This window comes from Pediococcus acidilactici, assembly GCF_016127815.1.
GTDB lineage: Bacteria > Bacillota > Bacilli > Lactobacillales > Lactobacillaceae > Pediococcus > Pediococcus acidilactici.
Map to the genome: position 1 here is coordinate 330,430 of NZ_CP066046.1, position 18,670 is coordinate 349,099.

Annotated in this window: 16 protein-coding genes; 13 read left to right on the forward strand and 3 right to left on the reverse strand. The window is 44.9% G+C overall.

Annotation, left to right across the window (positions count from 1 at the left end):
* Nucleotides 1-8: 8 nt before the first annotated feature.
* The gene (locus I6H64_RS01655) at nucleotides 9-350 is read right to left on the reverse strand and encodes a hypothetical protein (RefSeq protein ID WP_002832164.1); all 342 of its coding nucleotides are present in this window, start codon (nucleotides 348-350) and stop codon (nucleotides 9-11) included.
* A 110-nt stretch (nucleotides 351-460) separates the two neighbouring features.
* Between I6H64_RS01655 and I6H64_RS01660 the strand changes: the two genes are divergently transcribed.
* The 5 genes from I6H64_RS01660 (at nucleotide 461) to manA (ending at nucleotide 6,979) form a co-directional block, all read left to right on the forward strand.
* A complete protein-coding gene (locus I6H64_RS01660; protein WP_008841111.1) occupies nucleotides 461-1,117 on the forward strand; it encodes a TetR/AcrR family transcriptional regulator in 657 nt (218 codons plus the stop codon).
* Between the two features lie 3 nt (nucleotides 1,118-1,120).
* Nucleotides 1,121-2,860, forward strand: coding sequence for an ABC transporter ATP-binding protein (locus tag I6H64_RS01665; RefSeq protein WP_008841112.1), 1,740 nt, complete (start codon nucleotides 1,121-1,123; stop codon nucleotides 2,858-2,860).
* Nucleotides 2,853-4,724, forward strand: coding sequence for an ABC transporter ATP-binding protein (locus tag I6H64_RS01670; RefSeq protein ID WP_056985086.1), 1,872 nt, complete (start codon nucleotides 2,853-2,855; stop codon nucleotides 4,722-4,724). The genes I6H64_RS01665 and I6H64_RS01670 overlap by 8 nt, the downstream gene beginning before the upstream one ends.
* Nucleotides 4,725-4,938: 214 nt before the next feature.
* Nucleotides 4,939-5,943: a serine hydrolase domain-containing protein gene (locus I6H64_RS01675; protein WP_008841114.1), complete on the forward strand. Its 1,005-nt coding sequence runs from the start codon at nucleotides 4,939-4,941 to the stop codon at nucleotides 5,941-5,943.
* 67 nt (nucleotides 5,944-6,010) lie between these two features.
* Complete coding sequence (gene manA, locus I6H64_RS01680) at nucleotides 6,011-6,979, forward strand: mannose-6-phosphate isomerase, class I (protein ID WP_008841115.1); 969 nt, start codon at nucleotides 6,011-6,013, stop codon at nucleotides 6,977-6,979.
* An 84-nt stretch (nucleotides 6,980-7,063) separates the two neighbouring features.
* On the opposite strand, the gene I6H64_RS01685 is transcribed toward manA, so the two are convergent.
* Nucleotides 7,064-7,768 carry a type 1 glutamine amidotransferase gene (locus I6H64_RS01685; RefSeq protein ID WP_008841116.1) on the reverse strand — a complete coding sequence of 235 codons (705 nt, stop codon included), beginning with the start codon at nucleotides 7,766-7,768 and terminating at the stop codon, nucleotides 7,064-7,066.
* 2 nt (nucleotides 7,769-7,770) lie between these two features.
* On the reverse strand, nucleotides 7,771-9,117 hold the full coding sequence (locus tag I6H64_RS01690) for a Mur ligase family protein (RefSeq protein ID WP_004165460.1): 1,347 nt from the start codon (nucleotides 9,115-9,117) through the stop codon (nucleotides 7,771-7,773).
* A gap of 326 nt (nucleotides 9,118-9,443) precedes the next feature.
* Here I6H64_RS01690 and I6H64_RS01695 point away from each other — a divergent pair, with 326 nt between their 5' ends.
* The 8 genes from I6H64_RS01695 to I6H64_RS01730 all read left to right on the forward strand — a co-directional run bounded on the left by I6H64_RS01695 (nucleotide 9,444) and on the right by I6H64_RS01730 (nucleotide 18,594).
* Nucleotides 9,444-10,028 (forward strand): thymidine kinase, encoded by a 585-nt coding sequence (locus I6H64_RS01695; RefSeq protein WP_008841117.1) that lies wholly within the window; start codon nucleotides 9,444-9,446, stop codon nucleotides 10,026-10,028.
* A gap of 3 nt (nucleotides 10,029-10,031) precedes the next feature.
* Nucleotides 10,032-11,111 carry a peptide chain release factor 1 gene (gene prfA, locus I6H64_RS01700; RefSeq protein ID WP_002832153.1) on the forward strand — a complete coding sequence of 360 codons (1,080 nt, stop codon included), beginning with the start codon at nucleotides 10,032-10,034 and terminating at the stop codon, nucleotides 11,109-11,111.
* Nucleotides 11,104-11,961, forward strand: coding sequence for a peptide chain release factor N(5)-glutamine methyltransferase (gene prmC / locus I6H64_RS01705; protein WP_008841118.1), 858 nt, complete (start codon nucleotides 11,104-11,106; stop codon nucleotides 11,959-11,961). The genes prfA and prmC overlap by 8 nt, the downstream gene beginning before the upstream one ends.
* Before the next feature lies 1 nt (nucleotide 11,962).
* On the forward strand, nucleotides 11,963-12,985 hold the full coding sequence (locus I6H64_RS01710) for an L-threonylcarbamoyladenylate synthase (RefSeq protein ID WP_005917722.1): 1,023 nt from the start codon (nucleotides 11,963-11,965) through the stop codon (nucleotides 12,983-12,985).
* 12 nt (nucleotides 12,986-12,997) lie between these two features.
* Nucleotides 12,998-14,230, forward strand: a complete 1,233-nt coding sequence (glyA, locus tag I6H64_RS01715) for a serine hydroxymethyltransferase (RefSeq protein ID WP_056985089.1) — start codon at nucleotides 12,998-13,000, stop codon at nucleotides 14,228-14,230.
* A gap of 69 nt (nucleotides 14,231-14,299) precedes the next feature.
* On the forward strand, nucleotides 14,300-14,929 hold the full coding sequence (upp, locus tag I6H64_RS01720; RefSeq protein WP_002832148.1) for a uracil phosphoribosyltransferase: 630 nt from the start codon (nucleotides 14,300-14,302) through the stop codon (nucleotides 14,927-14,929).
* A gap of 350 nt (nucleotides 14,930-15,279) precedes the next feature.
* Nucleotides 15,280-15,981, forward strand: coding sequence for an ABC transporter ATP-binding protein (locus I6H64_RS01725; RefSeq protein WP_005917716.1), 702 nt, complete (start codon nucleotides 15,280-15,282; stop codon nucleotides 15,979-15,981).
* Nucleotides 15,982-15,990: 9 nt separating this feature from the next.
* A complete protein-coding gene (locus I6H64_RS01730; RefSeq protein ID WP_036685162.1) occupies nucleotides 15,991-18,594 on the forward strand; it encodes an ABC transporter permease in 2,604 nt (867 codons plus the stop codon).
* Nucleotides 18,595-18,670: the final 76 nt, after the last annotated feature.

Sequence of the window (18,670 nt, forward strand, 5' to 3'; positions counted from 1 at the left end):
CAGGTCCTTTACATTGGTGAAGATTCAAAAGTTAGTTCGATCATGTATTCGTGTTGGTCAACAATGTGCGAAGTGGTGACCCAAACTGAATCAAGTCCGTGATCAAGTGCTTCAGTTTTAGCAAGGAACCGCCCCAATAATGCCCCGTTTTTGGCCACAAAATCATCAGCAAAGCGGTCCACTAGCAAACTATTATCCGGGAAATAAACCTCCGGATTAGCGACGGGGGTGCTATCTGGGAAAGTCATGTTTAAAACGTTTCGGTAACCTAGCGGATTGATCCGCGCCATTTCAGGTTTGTTATCGATCCGGTATAAAACATTGTACAAAGAATCAGAATTGGTGGCCATAATAAGTTCCTTTCTGTAACGGTTATTTTTCGGTTTAAAGTTGTTGCAATTCGCGTATTCCAGTGTATAATAGCTGTTTATGACAAGTTGTCATTTTTGGGAGGTGCAACATGCCAAAACAAACTTTCTTTAATTTAAAGGATGAAAAGCAGCGCCGAATTATCGCGGCGGCGCGACGTGAATTTAGTCACCACCCTTTATATGAAAGCTCCATCAACAATATCATTAAAGAGGCTAAAATTCCCCGGGGGAGTTTTTACCAATATTTTGAGGATATTGCTGATTTATATGGCTATTATTTTAGTTTGATTTTGGAAGATATTCAAGCGAGACTCATTGACGAGGTTCGCCAAAATCACGGAGACATTTTTGCTGCGGTGCGAAAGTACGCGGGCGTTTTTTTGGAAGAGATCCTTGCGGGCGAACACCGCGATTTCTACCGGAATTTCTTTTTGGGAGCTAACGCTTCGATTCGCGCCCGGGAAAATCACCATCCCGGAACCGGATTTAACGTCTTCCACTCCAAACGGATGCGGGGATTGCGTTCCCAATTGCGGGAGGTAGTCGACTGGGATCAATTAAAAGTTACCAGTCAAAAGGACCAAGCCATGATTCAACAGTTGATCATGATGATTTTCTTTCATGCATTTGCTAGTTATTTTATCCACGCTGATGAAACGGATGAAGAACCTGCTATGGTGCAAAAAGAAATTGAACATAACTTGGATTGGCTAGAATATGGCGTAAGAAGAACGGAGGAAAAGTAGTTTATGTGGAAAATATTGAAAAAACGGTTAAGCTGGGGAGCTGTTTTAATCGGCACCGTCTTTTTGGTCGTTCAAATTGTTGGCGATTTAATTTTACCAAACATCACCTCGGATATTATCAATAACGGGGTCGCTAAGAACAATATCGACTACATTTGGAACTCAGGATTTAAAATGTTAGGCGTTTCCCTGATCGGGTTAATTGGGGCCGCGGTGAACGTGTATTTTGCCGCAACTCAGGCGCAAAAGGTTGGCAATAAGTTGAGGAGTTCTTTATTTAAAAAGATTTCCTTCATGTCTAACTATGAATTCGAACGGTTTGGGGAAGCTTCGCTAATTACCCGGACCACTAACGACGTTATTCAAATTCAAAACGTAGTGGTAATGATTTTACGAATGATGCTGATGTCGCCAATTATGTTGGTGGGCGCCGGCTTCATGGCTTACCAGAAACAATCGGAATTAACGGGCGTCTTCCTCGTTGCGTTACCGGTGCTGGCAATTTTTGTGGGCCTGGTAATGTACTTCGCGGTTCCGCTCTTTAAAGGATTACAGAAAAAGATTGACCGGATTAACTTGGTTTTCCGGGAAGGCTTAACCGGTGTGCGGGTAATCCGGGCGTTCAACCAAGACCAATTTGAACAAGACCGGTTTGCCGATGCCAACCATGATTACATGCGTACCGGGATTAAGGTATTTACCATCGTCTCGTTCATGTTCCCAATCATGACGTTAATCATGAGCGGAACTAACATTGGAATCGTTTGGTACGGGGCGCACTTAATTGCCGATCGGACGATGGAAGTTGGTAACCTAGTGGCCTTCATGACGTACGCCACCCAAATTTTAATGAGTTTTATGATGCTTTCGATGGTTTTCGTAATGATTCCGCGGGCTTCTGCTTCGGCAGCCCGGATCAACGAAGTTTTGGAAACCCAAAACAGCGTTACCGACGAGACCACCACGACGGATTTACCAGCCCAACCCGCAACTACGCTAGCTTATAAGAACGTAGAATTCCGTTATCCTGGCGCAGAACGCCTTTCGATTGACAACGCCAATTTCCAAGCTAAGGCTGGCGATACCGTGGCAATTATTGGGGGTACTGGTTCAGGAAAGACAACCTTGATTAGTTTACTACCACGGTTGTTTGACGTGACGGCAGGAAAGGTGGAGTTGGACGGTGTTGATATCCGCCAGCTCAGCCAACACGCATTGCACGAACAAATTGCCTTTGCACAACAAAAGGCCGTGCTCTTCAAGGGAACGATTCGTGAAAACATGCGTTACGGTAATCCTAAGGCAACCGACGAAGAAATTTGGCACGCCTTGGAAGTAGCCCAAGCAACCGAATTTATTAGTCGGGACGGCGATGGATTGGATACCTTTGTAGAACAAAACGGGGATAACTTCTCCGGTGGGCAAAAGCAACGGTTGTCGATTGCCCGTACGTTGGTTAAAAAGGCCCAAGTTTACGTGTTTGATGATTCATTTTCAGCACTCGATTTTAAGACCGACGCTAACTTACGGAAGGCGTTACGCGAAGACCCAGAAATCCAAAAGGGGATTGTGATTATCGTGGCCCAACGGATTGCAACGGTTGCGGATGCTGACTTAATCCTCGTCTTGGACGGCGGAAAGGTTGTTGGTCAAGGAACGCATGCTGAATTGAAGGCTAATAACGAAACCTATAGAGAAATTATTGATTCTCAAATCAAGAAAGGAGACCAAGCAAATGGCTAAACCAACAAAACCAGTAAACGCACCTCGTCCTGGACGACATGGCGGTCCCGGTGGGGTAATTGAAAAACCGCAGAACTTTTGGAAATCAGCGGTTCGGTTAGCAAAGTATTTATCTCCTTGGATGTTCGGCTTCATCATCGTGTTGATCCTTGCAGCCCTATCCACCCTATTGCAAATTCGGGCACCAAAAGTTTTAGGGGAGGCCACTACCGAAATTTTTAAGGGCGTGATGAAGGGCGCTATGAAAATGAAGATGGGGATGCCCGTTCATCATTTTCCGGTTAACTTTGATAAGGTCTTCCAAATCTTGGTTACGGTAGGAATTCTTTACGGACTCTCCGCGGCCTTCAGCTTTATTCAACAAGTGGTAATGACCCGGGTTTCGCAAAAGGCAGTTGCCCAATTGCGGAGCGATTTTAAAGACAAGATGCAAAAATTACCGATTTCATACTATGATACCCATTCAAACGGGGACATCATGAGTCGGATGACTAACGATATGGATAATATCAGTTCCACACTGCAACAAAGTTTGACTCAGTTGGTCACGAGTGCTTTGCAATTCGTCGGTGTTTTGTACATGATGCTGACGATTAGTTGGAAATTGACTTTAGTAGCCGTGGCTACCGTTCCATTAAGTTTGATTGCGGTAACGATCGTTGCTCCTAAGTCACAACGTTACTTCAAGTCCCAACAAAAGCATCTGGGATTAATGAACGACCAGGTTGAAGAAACTTATGCCGGACACACGGTAATTAAAACTTACAACCACGAGCAAAAGGCCATTGAAGATTTTGAAAAAGAAAACGTTAAGTATTATCGGTCAGCTTGGAAGGCACAATTTATTAGCGGATTGATTATGCCGTTAATGAACTTTGTTAAGAACCTGGGTTACTTGATGGTCGCCGTCCTAGGTGGCGTTCAGGTTGCTCACGGAAGGTTATCATTAGGTAACGTACAAGCATTCCTGCAATACACGCAACAGTTTTCCCAACCGATTACTCAAGTGGCCAACATTGCCAACACCTTACAAATGACCATGGCGTCTGCAGAACGGGTCTTTGAAGTACTGGATCAACCTGAAATGGAAGAAACCCATACGGACGTTGCCAAGGTTGATACAAGTGCTAAGGTAATTATTGATGACGTTGATTTCCGTTACGTACCGGACAAACCGTTGATCCGTAACTTTAACTTGCGGGTTGAACCGGGTGAAATGGTCGCAATTGTTGGACCAACCGGAGCTGGAAAAACTACCATCATTAACCTGTTAGAACGTTTTTACGACGTTAATTCTGGAACCATTTATTTAGATGGAGAAGATACTCGTAACATGTCCCGCAACGAGTTACGGAAACACATTGCCATGGTATTGCAAGATACCTGGTTGTTTACCGGAACCATTCGGGAAAATATTAAGTATGGCCGGGAAGGGGCTACTGACGAAGAAATGTACGCGGCAGCCAAAGCAGCCCACGCGGACGGCTTCATCCGCCAATTACCAGACGGCTATGACACGGTCTTAAATGAGGCGGCATCTAACATTTCGCAAGGACAGCGACAATTACTAACGATTGCCCGCGCGTTCTTAGCAGACCCTGACATCTTGATTTTGGATGAAGCAACTAGTTCGGTAGATACCCGGACCGAAGTGCTAATTCAAAAAGCGATGAACCGATTGTTGAAGAACCGGACCAGTTTCGTGGTTGCGCACCGACTTTCGACCATCCGAAATGCGCAAAATATCGTGGTCATGAACCATGGACAGATTGTGGAAACTGGTAACCATGACGGCTTAATGGCCCAAAATGGCTTCTACGCTGATTTATATAATTCACAGTTTGCCAGTGGTGAAGTGATTTAATTTGCCCAGGTAAAATTAAACTAGGTCGCGGCCGACATAACCAAAATGATTCATGTTCGGATGCGTTTTGACTTCGTTAACGTAAAACGACTATAAAGGCATTTCAAGAATTTTTAGATTCTTGAAGTGCCTTTTTATTTTCTCCGACGTTTTTCTTGTAGAAAGTAGGATATAATTCAAGGGGAAATTTAGTTTGGAAAGGGACGGGGATAAAATGAGTTTTGAAAAAACACGGGCGTTGATTGCGGAAATGCTTGAGCGACAAGTTATTCCTGGCGTAGACTATACGTTAATTCGGCATGGGAAAATTGAATACGCGGTAACACAAGGAACCGAGGCCGGGATACCAGACGCGCCCCGGCTGGTTGAAGGACGCTATTTTGATTTAGCGTCGCTGACCAAGGTGATTGGGACGGTGCCGCTGATTTTGCGGTTAGCGGCGGAAAAACAATTGGAACTTGATGGATCGGTAAATACATACTTACCAGAAATTAAGGACTCCCGGATTACCATCCGGCACTTATTAACGCACACGTCGGGAGTCACCGCGTGGATTGATCACCGGGATGACTTGTCCGCCAGTCAACTGCGCGAAGCCATTTACGCCCAAGTTAGTTTTGGGACGAAGTTCAACCAAGAAATTGAATACAACGATTATAATTACCTTTTACTGGGCTTCATTGCGGAAAAAATAACCCATCTGCCAGTTCAAAAGGCAATCCAGCAATTAGTTTTAATGCCGTGGCAGCTCACCCAGAGCACGTTCAACCCGGATCCGTTCCAAACGGTGCCGACGGGAATTCGGGATGGCGTCTTATTACGCGGACAAGTTCATGACCCAAAAGCCGCCTCCCTGGGAGCACATGCCGCCTCGGCAGGGTTGTTTGCAACCAAGGCTGACGTAGTTAAATTCACCCAAAAAATGCTTGCGCCCCAAAACGAACTGTTTGGGATTAATCAGCAGCAGGATTTTTTAAATAACCAGACTGCTAATCCAGCGTTACAACGCTCGTGGGGCTGGGCGTTTGTTTGCCACAATGCTGACCAAGTGGTGTTGCGGCATAGCGGATTTACCGGGACGTTTATCTTATGGGACCGAATGACCCAAAATGCGTTAGTGCTGTTGTCCAACCGGCTTTATCCAGAACCTAACTTAGGATTTTTGGATTATCGCCAACAAATTTATCAAACTTTTGCGGCAGAAGATAAATTAAAGTAAGGGCTTAAAGATAAAAAGGGGTTATGGTATTCTTATTATTGAGTGAATGAAAGGGGTTTTATAAACTATGAGCGAACCATTATTTTTGAACCCGGTTTTCCATGAGAAAATTTGGGGCGGCGACCATTTGAAGACTAAGTTTGGTTATGATATTCCTAGTGACCACACCGGTGAATGTTGGGCAATTTCTGCCCATCCACACGGACCTGCCGCAATTGCGAACGGTGAATTTAAGGGAATGACCCTCGATCAATTATGGGACCAGCATCGCGAGCAGTTTGGCAATGCCAAGGGCGACGTTTTTCCTTTATTAACGAAAATTTTAGATGCTAACCAAGACTTGTCCGTGCAGGTCCATCCGGACGATGCTTACGCTGCCGAACACGAACATGAATTGGGCAAGACTGAATGCTGGTACATTATTTCAGCTGAACCAGGGGCTGAATTATACTACGGACATAATGCGCAAACTCGCGAAGAACTTGCCGACTGGATTAACCATGGTAAATGGGATAAATTATTCCGCAAAGTTCCGGTTAAGGCGGGCGAATTTTACTACGTACCTAGCGGAACCATTCATGCGTTGGGCAAGGGCATTATGGTACTAGAAACCCAACAAAGCAGTGACACCACTTACCGGTTGTACGATTTTGACCGGGTGGATAAGACGACTGGTAAGAAACGTGAGCTACACTTACAACAGTCCATCGACGTTACTAACGTGCCTCATCACGATCCCCAATTAAACATTACCAATGAACAAGTTGGGGATGCTCAAGTAACCACCTTTGTGCAACCGCCAGTATCGAAGTATTTCTCGGTTAAACGGGTGGAACTACACGATGGTAGTGCGGAATTCAACCGGGAAGGTTTGTACACCTTAGTTTCGGTGTTAGACGGTGAAGGAACGCTCACGGTGGATGGTCAAGACTATCCAATTAAGAAGGGGCAACACTTCATTTTACCGAACCCAGTTAGGCAGTGGCGTTATCAAGGTAGCTTAGAATTAATCGTTAGCGAGCCTGGCGAAGAATAGTAAAAATAGTTATTGAACTATAAATAAAAAGAGTAGGAAAGGTAATCACGCGGTTACTCTTCCTACTCTTTTTAATATTTGATGTTAAAAGGTTGGTTCAATTTTTAATGCTTCCTGGGCGCTTAAATCAGCATCAGGGTAATGCCGGTGTAACGCTGTCAGGAGAATTCGCTTGGCGAGGTTTCCGTTTCTAGTAAGAATCGGGCCGTGGAAATACGAACCGTAAACATTTTTGTAGATAACGCCTTCCGATTCGTCTTCACCGTTATTTCCGTTTCCGGTGACCACTTTTCCTAGGGGACGTTCGTCCTTACCTAGATAAGTTTTACCGTTGTGGTTTTCAAAACCATGGTAAGTTTCGCCAGTTTCCTGGTTTTTAATTACGATATCGCCAATGAACCGGTTATCATCTTGGCTCAATGTGTAGTGATCTAAGGCACCAATCCCGCTAATTTTTTCACCGTTTGCGCCTACGTAATAGTGACCAAGGAGTTGGTAGCCTCCACAGATTGCTAGAAGAGGACCGCCATCTTCAATATAGCTGGTCAGCTCCGCCTTTTTATTTTGTAAGTCTCGGGAAACGATGGTTTGTTCGTAATCTTGACCGCCGCCGAAGAAAACGATGTCCCAATCCTTAGCGACAAACTGGTCGTCAAGGCTAACGATTTGGATGTCTAACTTAGTGTCCATCATTTTAGCGTAGTAGTTAAGGGCTAATAAGTTGCCGTTATCCCCGTAGGTATTAAGCAAATCACCATATAAATGGGCGACTTTTAATTCGTATTTCATAATTAAACCCCCTCCTTAATATAGCCATCACTAATTAGTTGTTTACGTAGTTGTAACATGGCCGTGTAGGTTGCAAAAACGTAAACCCGGGTAGTAGGGAGCCGTTTAATATTTGCAATCGCGTCGGGCAAGTTATCGTAAGTCCAAAGTTGGTCATCAGTGACGCCAGCCACCTTCAAACGGAAGGTAATGTCTTTGTACCGCTCGCCACCGGTGATGTATTGTTGAATGTTCATTTGTGCTAATTTTTCGAAATTACCGTCCCAAATCCAGCTTGTATCAATTCCGTCGGCATAGTTGGCGTTTAAAAGACCCACAAAGGAGAACGGCTCGGTTTCGGTACCCACCATGTCGATGACCTGGTTTAAACCTACCGGGTTCTTCACTAGCACAATGGTTAGTTCCTTACCATCCACGTTAATTTGCTCTTGGCGGCCAAAGACCCGTTCGTCAGGATCGTTAAGCGCCTTTTGAATTTGCGAAGTGGGTACGCCCATGAACTTACCCACGGAGTAAGCCGCAAGGGCGTTGTAGACGTTGTACAACCCACCGATGTGCAGGGTAAAGTTGGACGCGTCGATGAAAAACTTAGAATAGTTAGGTGTCAACTTAGTAATCTGCGTTAGTTGGAAATTAAGTTCTGGCCGGTGCCAACCGCAGTGAGGGCAGTAGTACTTACCCTGGTTGCTATAGCTAATGAATTTATAGTGAATAATGTGTTCACAACGCGGACAAACTACGCCGTCCGTGTTTGGATCGGCTTTCATTTCGCCATCCGCTTGGTTATTAAAACCGTAATATAAAATCGGGTTTGGTAAATCCACCGAATTAAAGATTGGCATGTCGCCATTAGCAATGATGGTGGCTTCCGGAGCTAACTTGACCCCGTCTAAGATTTTTTGGTAAGTGGTGTAAATTTCGCCGTACCGGTCCATTTGATCCCGGAAAATGTTGGTAAATACAAAGGCAATCGGTTTAATATACTGGGTGACCTTAATTACGTTAGCCTCGTCAACTTCTAAAACGGCAATGTTTTTCCCGTTTTTAGAACGGTGGTCGGTCAAAAAAGTGGTGACGATCCCTTGCTCCATATTAGAACCCGTGGGGTTGGTTAAAACGTGCTCGTATTTTTGACGTAAAACCTTTACCGTAAGTGCGGTTGTTAAGGTCTTCCCGTTAGTTCCCGTGATGACGATTACGTCATAGTTTTGGCCCAGATCTTTTAAAATTGTAGGGTCGATTTTGGTAGTAATTTTACCAGGGAGTGAACTACCTCCGGAACGAAATGTATGCAAAAACCAATACGATGATTTTCCCGCCATTTTGGCAATTGAACTTCTAAATGACATGCTACTCCTCCCGATTCTTCTCAAACATCTAAAACAATATTTTAAGCTGATTTTGGCAAAAAGAAAAGCAAAGAGTAGCGGGCTGTGCAAAATCTTAACTATTTTAGGCCGGCATTCAGCCAAGCGGGTCTGATATTAAATTTCGAAAGCCAGGTTGTTAAAGTAATAATAGGGAGATTTTGAATATTTCGGACCGGAAAAAGGCGTTTAAACGTTGCGTTACCCCTGTTTGAGGAAAAAACTACATTTTATTTTTGAGCGGATGAATTTTTAGTTTATATCAGCTATACTTATTTCTTGGAGAATAAAATTAGGAGTGGGGCAAAATGGCACAGTTATTTTTCCATTATGGAGCCATGAATAGTGGCAAATCGATTGAGATTTTAAAGGTTGCTCATAATTACGAAGAGCAGGACAAACAGGTTGTTTTAATGACTAGTGGCATTGACACCCGTTCTGGAGTTGGCGAAATTTCCAGCCGAATTGGGTTACGCCGGGATGCATTTCCAATTTTTGACGATACTGATATTTACGCGGTAATCAAACAGGCGGAAACGAATCCGGCGTGCGTGCTGATTGATGAAGCCCAGTTTTTAAAGAAGCATCACGTACTAGAATTGGCCAAGTTGGTTGATGAACTAGGGATTCCCGTGATGACTTTTGGCTTAAAAAACGACTTCCGCAACGAACTTTTTGAAGGTTCGAAGTACCTTTTGTTATACGCGGATAAGATTGTCGAAATGAAGACCATTTGCTGGTTCTGCAAACATAAAGCGCTAATGAACTTACGGGTGCATAATGGTAAACCAGTTTACGAAGGCGAACAGGTCCAAATCGGCGGAAATGAATCTTACTATCCGGTTTGCCGGCGTCACTACTTTAACCCACTAATTGAAGAAATGAGGAATTAATTAATGGATATTATGGATAAAGTGCAAGCAGTTGCGGATCGCTACGATGAATTAAGCGAATTGTTGGCGGATCCGGAAGTGTTGGCTGATTCACAACGTTATCAAGAATTATCAAAAGAAGAAGGCGAAATCCGTGAAACGGTCGAAAAATACCGGGAATACCGCAAAGTGGTTGATTCCATCGCAGAAAACGAAGAACTACAACGCGAAAAGCTTGATCCAGAAATGGATAGTTTGGTAAAAGCGGAGCTAGCGGACTTACGCGACCAAAAGGAAAAGCTTGAAGAAGAAATTAAAGTATTAATGTTACCTAAGGACCCTAACGACGATAAAAACATCATTATGGAAATTCACGGGGCGGCCGGCGGAGATGAAGCCAGTTTGTTTGCGGCTGATTTATACAATATGTACACTCGCTATGCTGAATCACAAGGCTGGAAAGTACAAATTGTCGACGAAAACGCCACGGATGTAGGTGGTTTCAAGGAAATCGTTTTAATGATTTCGGGTGACAAAGTTTATTCTAAATTGAAATACGAAAACGGTGCTCACCGTGTTCAACGAGTGCCGGTAACGGAATCCGCTGGACGGGTGCACACTTCTACCGCCACGGTGGGGGTAATGCCCGAAGCTGAAGACGTGGATATCGAGATTGATCCTAAGGACATTCGTACCGACGTATACCGTTCTTCAGGTGCTGGTGGACAGCATATTAATAAGACTTCTTCTGCGGTGCGGATGACCCACTTGCCAACCGGAATTGTGGTTGCGATGCAAGATGAACGTTCTCAGCAACAAAACCGGGAAAAGGCCATGCGAATTTTGAAGGCCCGGGTTTACGACTACTACCAATCCCAAGAAGAAGATGCTTATAATGAAGAACGGAAGAACGCCGTCGGAACGGGGGACCGTTCGGAACGGATCCGGACTTACAACTTCCCGCAAAACCGGGTTACCGACCACCGCATTGGTTTGACGTTGAACAAGTTGGACCGGGTGATGAATGGGGAGCTTAATGAAATTATTGAAGCGTTAATCCTAGACGATCAAGCTAAGAAAATGGAAGCTTTACGAAATGAATAATCCAACATATTTTGAAGCCCTGAAATGGGCTTCTTTGCTTATTCAGGAACATCATGGCGATGAAAATGCTCCCGAACTGATTATGATGGACCGGATGGAATGGAATCGGACGGAATTACTTGTACACTATCGCCAGCAATTACGTCTTGACCAGTGGCAACAGTTTCAAAAAGACGTTCAACGAGCGGTTAACGGGGAACCCGTCCAGTACATTACTAACAAGGCCAATTTTTATGGGCGTGAATTTTACGTGGATTCTAGGGTGCTAATCCCGCGGTTGGAGACTGAAGAATTAGTTGAACACATTTTAAATGCGCACCCTCAATTAAACCAACCGCTCCGGGTTTTAGACATTGGAACAGGGAGCGGCAACATTGCCATCACTTTAAAACTTGAACGTCCAGATTGGCAAGTTACCGCCGTAGACATTGCTAGTGAGGCACTAGCGGTCGCCCAGCAAAATGCTCACCAGCAAGAAGCGGTGGTTGATTTTCGGCAAGGCTCCTTATTTGACGCGGTTAAAGGGGAACGTTTTGACATCATTGTTAGCAATCCGCCGTACATTGCCGAAAATGAGCGGGACGTAATGGACCAATCCGTGATAGAATACGAACCAGATAAGGCACTTTTTGCACCAGACGATGGTTTGTTTTGGTATAAACAAATTGGTAGACAGCTGGCTAATCATTTAACGAATGCTGGCCAATTATGGTGTGAATTTGGTTATCACCAAGGAGCAAAGTTAAAACAATATTTTAGTGAATTGCCTGGAGTTAAGGACGTGGACGTGCTCCAAGACTTAAGTGGCCACGACCGGATACTTTGGGTAAGGGGAGGATCGGTGATTTAGAATGAGTGAAATATTTCAAAGTGAAAATTTAGCTGACGCAGCCGCGGCAATTCAGCGCGGGGAATTGGTGGCATTTCCAACCGAAACCGTATACGGCTTAGGAGCGGATGCTACTAACCCAGATGCGGTAAAGAAAGTTTATCAAGCAAAGGGCCGGCCATCAGATAACCCGCTGATTGTTCACGTTACGGGCCCAGCACAGGTAGCCGAGTTTGCCGAAATCGACGCCCAAAGTAAGCAGTTGATGGATACTTTTTGGCCAGGACCGCTCACCATTATTTTGCCGATCAAACCGCACGCATTGGATCCAGTAGTAACTGGAGGCTTGACGACCGCTGCGTTTCGTAACCCAGATACCCCGTTAACCCTTAAGTTAATCGAGCAGGCGGGAGTGCCGTTAGTGGGGCCTTCTGCAAATACTTCGGGAAAGCCGAGTCCAACTAAGCCAGCCCACGTTATGCACGATTTAGATGGCAAAATTGCGGGCGTTTTAGATGGCGGCGAAACTAAAATCGGGGTTGAGTCGACGGTATTGGATATGTCCGGTGCGGTACCAAGTGTTTTACGGCCAGGTGCCGTTACTCCTGAAGATTTAACCCCAATCTTAGGAGAAGTGCAAACTGATCACCATAAAGTTGGTAAGGACGAAGTGCCGAAAGCTCCAGGAATGAAGTATAAGCACTACGCTCCGAATGCCCAGGTGTACATCGTCAAGGACGCTCAGTGGTCAAAAGTGGCGGACTGGGTAGCCCAACATGCACAACAGCCCGTTGGGGTATTAGCAACGTCGGCCATTTTTGATAGTACCAAGTTGATGAATTTTGATAACGTTGATTTTATTTCGTTAGGAGAAGATGCGCGAACCGCAAGTCACCACCTCTTTGACGGATTGCGTACCTTTGATGGGAATCCGCAGATTAAGGTGATTTTTGCGCAAGCGTTTGATCCTACTGGGATTGGTGCAGCTTATATGAACCGGTTGCAGAAATCTGCGGGGAATACTTACTTCGACGAAATTAACTAGGAGGGATTGCCAATGAACTACCAAGAACAGGATCCGCAATTGTGGGCAGCGATTGATCGGGAAGCCGATCGCCAACAACATAATATTGAGTTGATTGCTTCAGAAAACATTGTTTCGGAAGCGGTCCGGGCTGCGCAAGGCAGCGTTTTAACTAATAAGTATGCGGAAGGTTACCCAGGACGCCGTTATTATGGTGGTTGCGAGTACATTGACCAAGTAGAACAATTAGCCATTGATCGGGCTAAAGAACTGTTTGGCGCGGAATATGCCAACGTGCAGCCCCACTCCGGTTCCCAAGCTAACGCAGCCGCGTACGCTGCATTTATCAAACCCGGGGATAAAATCCTTGGAATGGATCTGAACGCGGGCGGTCACTTAACCCACGGTGCCAAGGTTAGTTTCAGCGGCACATTCTATGAATCGGTGACTTATGGAATTGATCCGCAAACTGAACGGTTGGATTATGAACAAATCCGGCAGATTGCCTTAAAGGAACGGCCACAAATGATCGTGGCGGGGGCTTCGGCATACAGTCGGATTATCGATTGGCAAAAGTTCCGAGAAATTGCTGACGAAGTGGGCGCCTTCTTAATGGTGGACATGGCGCATATTGCGGGGCTAGTAGCTGTTGGATTGCATCCGTCACCAGTAGGAATTGCTGACGTAGTGACTACCACTACCCACAAAACGCTTCGGGGACCTCGAGGCGGGATGATTTTGTCGCAAGCAAAATACGCAAAACAAATTAATTTCGCAGTCTTTCCTCAAAACCAGGGTGGTCCGTTAGAACACGTAATTGCTGCTAAAGCAGTTGCGTTGGGGGAAGCTTTACGCCCCGAGTTTAAGGATTATCAAGCTCAGGTGATCAAAAATGCTCAAGCAATGGCGGAAGTTTTTGAAAACGAACCAGATCTGCACGTAGTTACCGGTGGGACTGATAATCACTTAATGACGGTTGATTTGACCCAAACCGGACATAACGGGAAGGAAATTCAAGACTTATTAGATACCATTTATATCACGCTAAATAAAGAGGCAATTCCTGACGAAAAGTTAAGTCCATTTAAAACTTCGGGGATTCGGATTGGGACCCCTGCCGTTACTACCCGGGGCTTTAACGAAGCGGACAGTCGCAAGGTCGCGGAGCTGATCATTCGCGCAATTCACCACGTTGACGAACCAGAAGTACTCGCCCAAATTAAACAAGAAGTGTTTGATTTAACGGATCAATATCCACTATCTTAAATTAAACCTAGTTTTTTTACGGTTTTTTAGCTACAATTGATAAGGAATTTGAAAGGAGCGAGTTTAGACATGGGGAAGTTTGAAGTTCTCGACCACCCGTTGATTCAACATAAGTTGACGTTAATTAGAGACAAGAATTGCAGTACAAAGGAGTTTCGTGAAATAGTTAACGAAATTTCAACATTGATGGCTTATGAAGTTTCACGGGATATGCCGTTAGAAGATGTTGAAATCGAAACACCAATCGGAAAATCTATTCAAAAACAAATCTCGGGTAAAAAAGTGGCCATCGTGCCAATTTTACGTGCGGGATTGGGAATGGTAGACGGGATGGCTGAATTGCTACCCGTTGCTCGGATTGGTCATATCGGGATGTATCGCGATGAAGAGACCTTAAAGCCAACCGAATACTTTGTTAAGTTGCCAAGCGACATTAGCGAACGCCAAGTATTCGTAGTTGACCCAATGCTTGCCACCGGTGGTTCAGCAATCATGGCGGTGGATGCGTTGAAGAAACGTGGCGCAAGGGACATTCGTTTTTGCAGTCTAGTAGCCGCTCCTGAAGGGGTAAAAGCTTTAGAAGAAGCTCATCCAGATATTGATATTTATACAGCTGCATTAGATGAAAAACTAAATGAAGATGGTTACATCGTTCCTGGACTAGGTGACGCCGGTGACCGCTTGTTTGGTACTAAATAAATAGGTGCGGTGGATTTTATAACCAACGGTTAAGCTGCTGTGACAAAATTCTTTAAACGAAAAACGATTCATGAGGTGAAACTTTCTCATGAATCGTTTTTATTTTGGCGTTTTGACTTCAATAGAGCCAAAACGTGGGACAAAAGTCAGTTTGTTCCGCTTAACCAAAAATTGACCATCATGCCAAAATCAGGCATCATGGTCAATTTTCAGTTAATGCTCTACCCGACTTTTGTCCCACTCTCTTTTTTGTTTTCTGCGCGGTTTGGTAAGTGAAAAGATTTGTCAATTGAGAAAAAATAGTTTTATTATGGGGTTAATAGAATACGCTTACAAATCAGGAGGAACGTATGGCTTACATCGAAGTACAACACGAATTTAAAATTTATCAAATGGGGGACAATCAAATTGTCGCGAACCGGGACGTGAATTTTACGATTGAGCAAGGGCAGATTGCCGTGATTTTAGGACCGAGCGGGGCGGGAAAATCCACGGTTTTAAATATGCTCGGGGGCATGGACAGCCCGACGAAGGGGAGCATCAACATTGCCGGGACGGACATTGCGCAATTTAACGACCGCCAGTTAACGAAGTATCGGCGTAACGACGTTGGGTTTATTTTTCAATTTTACAATCTAATTCCAAATCTAACGACTACCGAAAACGTAGAACTAGCTACCGCACTGGTCAATGACGGGCTAGATCCGGTAACCGTCCTAAGAGACGTTGGGCTGGCAGAACGTTTGGATAATTTTCCTGCCCAGTTATCTGGCGGCGAGCAGCAACGGCTGGCAATCGCCCGTGCTTTAGCAAAGAATCCGAAACTATTACTATGTGACGAACCGACTGGTGCATTGGATTATCAAACGGGTAAACAAATTTTACAACTGCTCCACGATGCTAGCCGAAAATTTAAAAAGACGGTCATCATTATCACCCATAATTCAGCAATTGCGAAAATGGCGGATCGGGTAATTCAAATTAATGATGCCCAGGTCCGGAGCATCGTAGATAATCCCCAGCCTGCTCCGGTCGAAGAAATTGAGTGGTAGGTGGCTGAGATGATAAAACTATTGTTACGCACGATTAAGAATTCTTTAGGGCGCTTCATTGCAATTAGTTTGATCATTATGCTGGGGACGCTGATTTTTGTAGGGGTAAAGGCGACCGGCCCGGCACTCAATGATTCACTGCAAGCGACTGTAGTAAAGCATCATCTAAGTGATCTAGAGATTTTATCTAGCCAAGGCTTCACCGAAACCGAACTTAAAGCAGTTCGGCAGGTTCCGGGAGCGCAGGTTGAAGGAGTTTTATTGCAAAACGTACTTGGCGGCAAGAATCGGGACGTAATCGCCTTGTATGGTTATCAAAAAAATAATCACCAAAATCAGTTGATTTTAAAACAGGGACGGCTTCCTCGCAATCAGCACGAAATTGTTTTAGACCAGCAGGCCCGGCTACGCGAGGGGTATAAAATTGGGGACTACTTTAATTTAGAGAAAAATTCCCAGCTGAAATATCAAAAATATCGAATCGTGGGCTTTGCGGATTCTCCCCAATATGTTGACCATTCGACTAGGGGAGCGAGTAATTTAGGTACTGGGAAAGTAACTTACTTTGCTTACGTATCCCATTTAGCCTTCCGCTCGTTCGTGTACTCCGGGATGCAAGTATATTTTCCGGAGCTGCAAAACCAAAAAATGTTTTCTAACAAGTATCAGCGGGCGGTAAAACAAAAAACTGCTCAAGTACGCCGCCACTTAACGCCGGCAGTTAAAAAACGTCGGCAAAGTTTGGCAAAGACTGCACTAGCGCAAATTGAACAAGGAAAACAAAAGCTGGCACAGAGCCGACAAAAGCTGGTAGCTGCCCAACAAGCGCTTAAACAGCAAGGTTTAACGAATGCGTCCACAATACGCACCTTGCAACGTCAAGAAGCAAAGTTGCAGCAACAACGTCGGCAACTTGATCAGCAAGCGCAGCGGGTTAAACAAGCGCTTCAACCTTCATTACTTTACCAAACCCGCCAAGACCTGCCAGGTTTTACGGGCTACGGAGAAAGTTCGCAACGGATTGCAGCAATTGCCAACGTTTTCCCGTTATTTTTCTTCCTATTAGCGGGCTTAATCACCTTCACAACCGTAACGCGAATGGTGGAGGAACAGCGCGGACAAATGGGGACGCTTAAGGCTTTGGGCTATGGGAAAGGTGCAATTGTTTTCCAATACGTTGCCTACGCAGGTTTAGCCGGAATTAGCGGTGCAGCTGTGGGAGCAGTGCTAGGGAACCAGTTGATTCCCCGGATCGTGTTAGCAATGTACCAAGAGTACGTGGTAGAAATCGTTAAAATTCCTGTGGATTGGCGCGCGATTGCTTTAGCGGCGCTCCTGACGCTGTTAGTAACTATTGGGGCGGCAACCCTAGTTTCACTTCGAGAGGTTCGTACCACCCCAGCAGCGTTACTCCGGCCCCGAGCTCCCCGTGCGGCGCATAAAATCTTTTTAGAACGGGTGCCCGGGCTATGGTGGCGGCTACGGTTCTTCCAAAAAATTAGCTACCGTAACTTATCACGCGCTAAGCTACGAGGATTAATGACCATTTTAGGAATTGCTGGCGGCACAGCCTTAATTTTGACCGGGTTTGGAATTGCGAGCTCAATCAAAGAGGCTGGAAATCAGCAGTTTCAACACGTTCTCCGGTATGACGCAGTAGTACGAGCTCGGCAACCGAAAGATTTAACGAGTGTCGAAAATTCTTTAGAACGGAGCGCGGCTACTCGAGCAACACTGCCAGTTTATACCGCGGTAGTACAAGTTAACCAACGACAAAAGACCGTGCGGGACGTTACGTTGACCGTACCAAAGAATCCAGGGCAATTTGACCAGTTTGTCCGGCTACGTGATTATCAGAGCAATCATTCCATTGGTTTACCAACTAGGGGAGTGGTGGTTTCACCTAAGGTAGCCCGAATTTTGCACGTACAGGTTGGCGACCAAATTAAAATACGGGTGCCTAATCAAAAAACGGTCCAGGTTCGAATCGCTAAGGTAGTGACAAATTATGCCGGTAACGTTATCTATGCATCACCAAGCGCCTATCAACGTGCGTTTGGCCACGCGCCAAATTTTGCGAGCGTCTTAGTTAAGACTGATCACCAGCCTTCAGCACGGCTTACAAAACGGTGGATGTCGGATAACGACAAAATTTTAGGCATTAGTTTAATGGCTGATCAAGCAGAAATGATCCAAAAAATGACCAAGCAGTTAGGACCGATTGTAATGATTTTTATTGGGCTTTCAGCCATCCTGTCGTTTGTAGTACTTTACAATTTAAACAATATCAACATTGCGGAGCGATTATACGAACTTTCTACTATTAAAGTTTTAGGGTTTTATAATCGAGAGGTGACGCTTTACGTAGCTCGGGAAAGTATTATTCTAGCGATAATTGGTATTTTAGCTGGTTTTGGCTTGGGCAATCTTTTAACTGGTTACGTGATCAGACAAGCCGAAACTAATAACGTAATTTTTCCGCTAACTATCAAACCATTCGCTTATTTGGTGGCGGTTTTATTAATGGTCATCTTTAACCTAATCGTAGTTTATATTACCCACCGAAAACTTCAAAAAATCGACATGGTAGCGGCATTGAAGTCCAACGATTAGGGTGAGAATTTGACAAGAATTCAACGATAAAAAAGTGTGTTTAAAAATTGAAGCGGTACCATATAAAAAAAGTCGT

What these genes read in the sequence shown, in the direction of transcription:
- I6H64_RS01710 (WP_005917722.1), top strand. Translation starts at nt 11,963, where the DNA reads ATGAGTGAAATATTTCAAAGTGAAAATTTAGCTGACGCAGCCGCGGCA.
- prmC (WP_008841118.1), top strand. Translation starts at nt 11,104, where the DNA reads ATGAATAATCCAACATATTTTGAAGCCCTGAAATGGGCTTCTTTGCTT.
- I6H64_RS01730 (WP_036685162.1), top strand. Translation starts at nt 15,991, where the DNA reads ATGATAAAACTATTGTTACGCACGATTAAGAATTCTTTAGGGCGCTTC.
- manA (WP_008841115.1), top strand. Translation starts at nt 6,011, where the DNA reads ATGAGCGAACCATTATTTTTGAACCCGGTTTTCCATGAGAAAATTTGG.
- I6H64_RS01690 (WP_004165460.1), bottom strand. Translation starts at nt 9,117, where the DNA reads ATGTCATTTAGAAGTTCAATTGCCAAAATGGCGGGAAAATCATCGTAT.
- I6H64_RS01695 (WP_008841117.1), top strand. Translation starts at nt 9,444, where the DNA reads ATGGCACAGTTATTTTTCCATTATGGAGCCATGAATAGTGGCAAATCG.
- I6H64_RS01725 (WP_005917716.1), top strand. Translation starts at nt 15,280, where the DNA reads ATGGCTTACATCGAAGTACAACACGAATTTAAAATTTATCAAATGGGG.
- I6H64_RS01655 (WP_002832164.1), bottom strand. Translation starts at nt 350, where the DNA reads ATGGCCACCAATTCTGATTCTTTGTACAATGTTTTATACCGGATCGAT.
- upp (WP_002832148.1), top strand. Translation starts at nt 14,300, where the DNA reads ATGGGGAAGTTTGAAGTTCTCGACCACCCGTTGATTCAACATAAGTTG.
- I6H64_RS01675 (WP_008841114.1), top strand. Translation starts at nt 4,939, where the DNA reads ATGAGTTTTGAAAAAACACGGGCGTTGATTGCGGAAATGCTTGAGCGA.
- prfA (WP_002832153.1), top strand. Translation starts at nt 10,032, where the DNA reads ATGGATATTATGGATAAAGTGCAAGCAGTTGCGGATCGCTACGATGAA.
- I6H64_RS01665 (WP_008841112.1), top strand. Translation starts at nt 1,121, where the DNA reads ATGTGGAAAATATTGAAAAAACGGTTAAGCTGGGGAGCTGTTTTAATC.
- I6H64_RS01685 (WP_008841116.1), bottom strand. Translation starts at nt 7,768, where the DNA reads ATGAAATACGAATTAAAAGTCGCCCATTTATATGGTGATTTGCTTAAT.
- I6H64_RS01670 (WP_056985086.1), top strand. Translation starts at nt 2,853, where the DNA reads ATGGCTAAACCAACAAAACCAGTAAACGCACCTCGTCCTGGACGACAT.
- I6H64_RS01660 (WP_008841111.1), top strand. Translation starts at nt 461, where the DNA reads ATGCCAAAACAAACTTTCTTTAATTTAAAGGATGAAAAGCAGCGCCGA.
- glyA (WP_056985089.1), top strand. Translation starts at nt 12,998, where the DNA reads ATGAACTACCAAGAACAGGATCCGCAATTGTGGGCAGCGATTGATCGG.